The organism is Streptomyces sp. MK37H (assembly GCF_018035285.1).
In the GTDB taxonomy this organism is placed as follows: Bacteria; Actinomycetota; Actinomycetes; order Streptomycetales; family Streptomycetaceae; genus Streptomyces; species Streptomyces endocoffeicus.
In genome coordinates this window covers 1-2,435 of sequence record NZ_JAAAYH010000734.1, presented here as the reverse complement: position 1 = coordinate 2,435, position 2,435 = coordinate 1, and the positions used below count along the sequence as shown (strand labels likewise).

At 71.4% G+C, this 2,435-nt stretch carries 3 protein-coding genes; 1 reads left to right on the top strand and 2 read right to left on the bottom strand.

Annotated features, from left to right (window positions below):
- Together GWI24_RS43370 and ligD are read right to left on the bottom strand one after the other, a co-directional pair.
- Positions 1-722: ATP-dependent DNA ligase (locus tag GWI24_RS43370; RefSeq protein ID WP_210951511.1), on the bottom strand; the 722-nt coding region annotated here is incomplete at its 3' end.
- Positions 719-1,675 carry a non-homologous end-joining DNA ligase gene (ligD, locus tag GWI24_RS43365; RefSeq protein WP_210951510.1) on the bottom strand — a complete coding sequence of 319 codons (957 nt, stop codon included), beginning with the start codon at positions 1,673-1,675 and terminating at the stop codon, positions 719-721. The genes ligD and GWI24_RS43370, both read right to left, overlap by 4 nt.
- A 30-nt stretch (positions 1,676-1,705) precedes the next feature.
- Here ligD and GWI24_RS43360 point away from each other — a divergent pair.
- Positions 1,706-2,435, top strand: a 730-nt coding sequence (locus GWI24_RS43360; RefSeq protein WP_210951509.1) for a Ku protein, incomplete at its 3' end; no start/stop codon positions are given.

Here is a 2,435-nt window from a genome sequence, read left to right as displayed (position 1 = left end):
GAGATCAAGGGCGCGTCGTCGCCGGGGAGCACCAGCGCGAGGGCGCGTGGGCGGAGCCGGGGGCCGACGACGCCGACGACGACGGCGTCCCGGGTCTCCGAATGGCGAACCTTCCGCCAGTGGCGCCCGGGCCGGTAGGGCTGGTCCAGCTCCTTGATGACCAGGCCCTCGATACCGATCTCCAGGAGCGACTCGTACCAGGTGGCGGCGAGCTCCGGATCGGTCGTCATCGGCACGGCCTGGAGCGGTGGGCCAAGCGGTTCGAGGAGCGCCATCAGCCGGGCGCGGCGCTGTTCGTACGGAAGCGGCCGCAGGTCCTCCGCGCCGGTCGCGAGCAGGTCGAAGGCGGCGTAGGAGGCGGGCAGTTCCCGGGCGAGCCTCCCCGCCCGGGACTCGGACGCGGCGAAGGCGCGCTTCTGGACGGCGGCGAAGTCCGTACGGCCGCCCGCCCACACCACCACCTCGCCGTCGAGGACCGTGCCGGGCGGCAGCGGCCGCGCGGCGGCCGCCAGGTCGGGGAAGGCGCGGGTGACGATGCGGCCGGAGCGGGCCTGCATCCTTACGGTGTCCTCCAGCCGGAAGATCAGCAGCCGATGGCCGTCGAACTTGGGCTCGTACGCCAGCCGCCGCCCGGGCGGGGCGGTGGGCAGGGTCGGGACGACACGGGCCAGCGCCACCTCGAGGGGTGGCCGAAGGGGCGGCTCATGGGAGGGCGACGTCATCGGTCGGCCGCGCCTTCGTCGTCGCCTTGGCCGTTGTCCTCGTCCTCCTCGGCGTCGGCCTCGCCCGTCGGCAGCGGGCGCCCCTCCGCCGGGTCCAGCAGCGGGGCGAGCAGATCCCCGTGGCGGTCGAGCCGCGCGGGGATGTCGTCGATCAGGAAGGTCAGCGCCGCCGGGTCGCCGCACGCCTCGACCTCCTCCCAGGTGACGGGCGCGGAGACGGCCGGTTCGGGAACGGCGCGGGGGGTGTACGGGGCGGCGGTGGTCTTCGCGGCGGCGTTCTGGCTGAAGTCCACGTACACCTTCCCCGGCCGCAGCGAGCGGGTCATCTTACGGATGACCAGGTCCGGCATGGCGTTCGCGGCCTCCAGGGCCAGCCGTCTGGCGTAGGCGGTGGTCTGCCGGGAGGGGGTCGGCTCCACCGGCACCAGCAGATGCAGCCCCTTGGAGCCACTGGTCTTCGCGTACGCCGTAAGGCCGTCATCGGCCAGCCGCTCGCGCAGCCATACGGCGACGACGCGGCAGTCCACGATCGTGGCGGGCGGTCCGGGGTCGAGGTCGAAGACGAGCCGGTCGGCGATGCCCACGCCCTGGTCGATCCGCCACATCGGGGTGTGGAGCTCCACCACGAGGTTGGCCGACCACATCAGCGAGGGCAGGTCCTGGATCACCACCTGCCGCGCGGTCTCCCCCTTATGGCGGGTGACCTCCGCCGTCGTCACCCAGGAAGGCGTGCCCGGAGGCGGGTTCTTGGTGAAGAACTTCTGGCCGTCGGGGCCGTCCGGGTAGCGCAGGAACGCCAGCGGCCGCCCGCGCAGATGCCCGAGGAGCGCGTCCGCGGTCGACGCCAGATAGTGCAGCAGCTCGCCCTTGGTGGTGCCGGTGGCCGGATGGATGACCTTGTCGAGGTTCCTGAGCGTGATCCGCCGCCCCTCCACCTCCGCGATCGGGGACATACGATAAGAATCTCACGAAAGGGATCAAGCATGCGATCTATCTGGAATGGGAACATTTCCTTTGGCCTGGTGAGCATTCCGATCAAGATCTATCCGGCCACCGAGGATCACTCGATCTCGTTCCGGCAGATCCACACCCGCGACAACGGCCGCATCCGCTACCGCAAGGTCTGCGAGCTCGAGGACAAGCCGGTCGAGTCGAGCGAGATCGGGCGGGCGTACGAGGACGCGGACGGCGCGCTGGTCCCGATCACCGAAGAGGACCTCGCGGCGCTTCCGCTGCCCACCACCCACACCCTGGAGATCGAGGCGTTCATCTCCGCCTCCGAGATCGATCCGCTCCAGATGGGCGACGCCTACTACCTGGGCACCAGCGGCGCCGCCGGGGCCAAGCCGTACACCCTGCTGCGCGAGGCGCTCAAGCGCAGCGAGAAGGTCGCCATCGCCAAATACGCCCACCGCGGCCGGGAGCGGCTGGGGATGCTGCGCGTCGTCGGCGACACGATCGCGCTGCACCGGCTGCTCTGGCCGGACGAGGTGCGCGAGCCAGCGGGGGTGGCCCCCAAGGAGAAGGTGACCGTGAAGCCGGCCGAACTGGACCTCGCGGACACCCTGATGGAGACGCTCGGAGAGGTGGATCTGAACGATCTGCGCGACGAGTACCACGAGGCGCTGGAGGAGCTGGTGGCGGCGAAGGTGTCCGGCGCCACGCTCACCGCCGAGCCCGGTGAGCGGCCCGCGGGCGCGCAGGTGGTCGACC

Excerpts from the sequence above, each read along its gene's own strand:
- ligD (WP_210951510.1), bottom strand. The coding sequence starts at position 1,675 with ATGTCCCCGATCGCGGAGGTGGAGGGGCGGCGGATCACGCTCAGGAAC.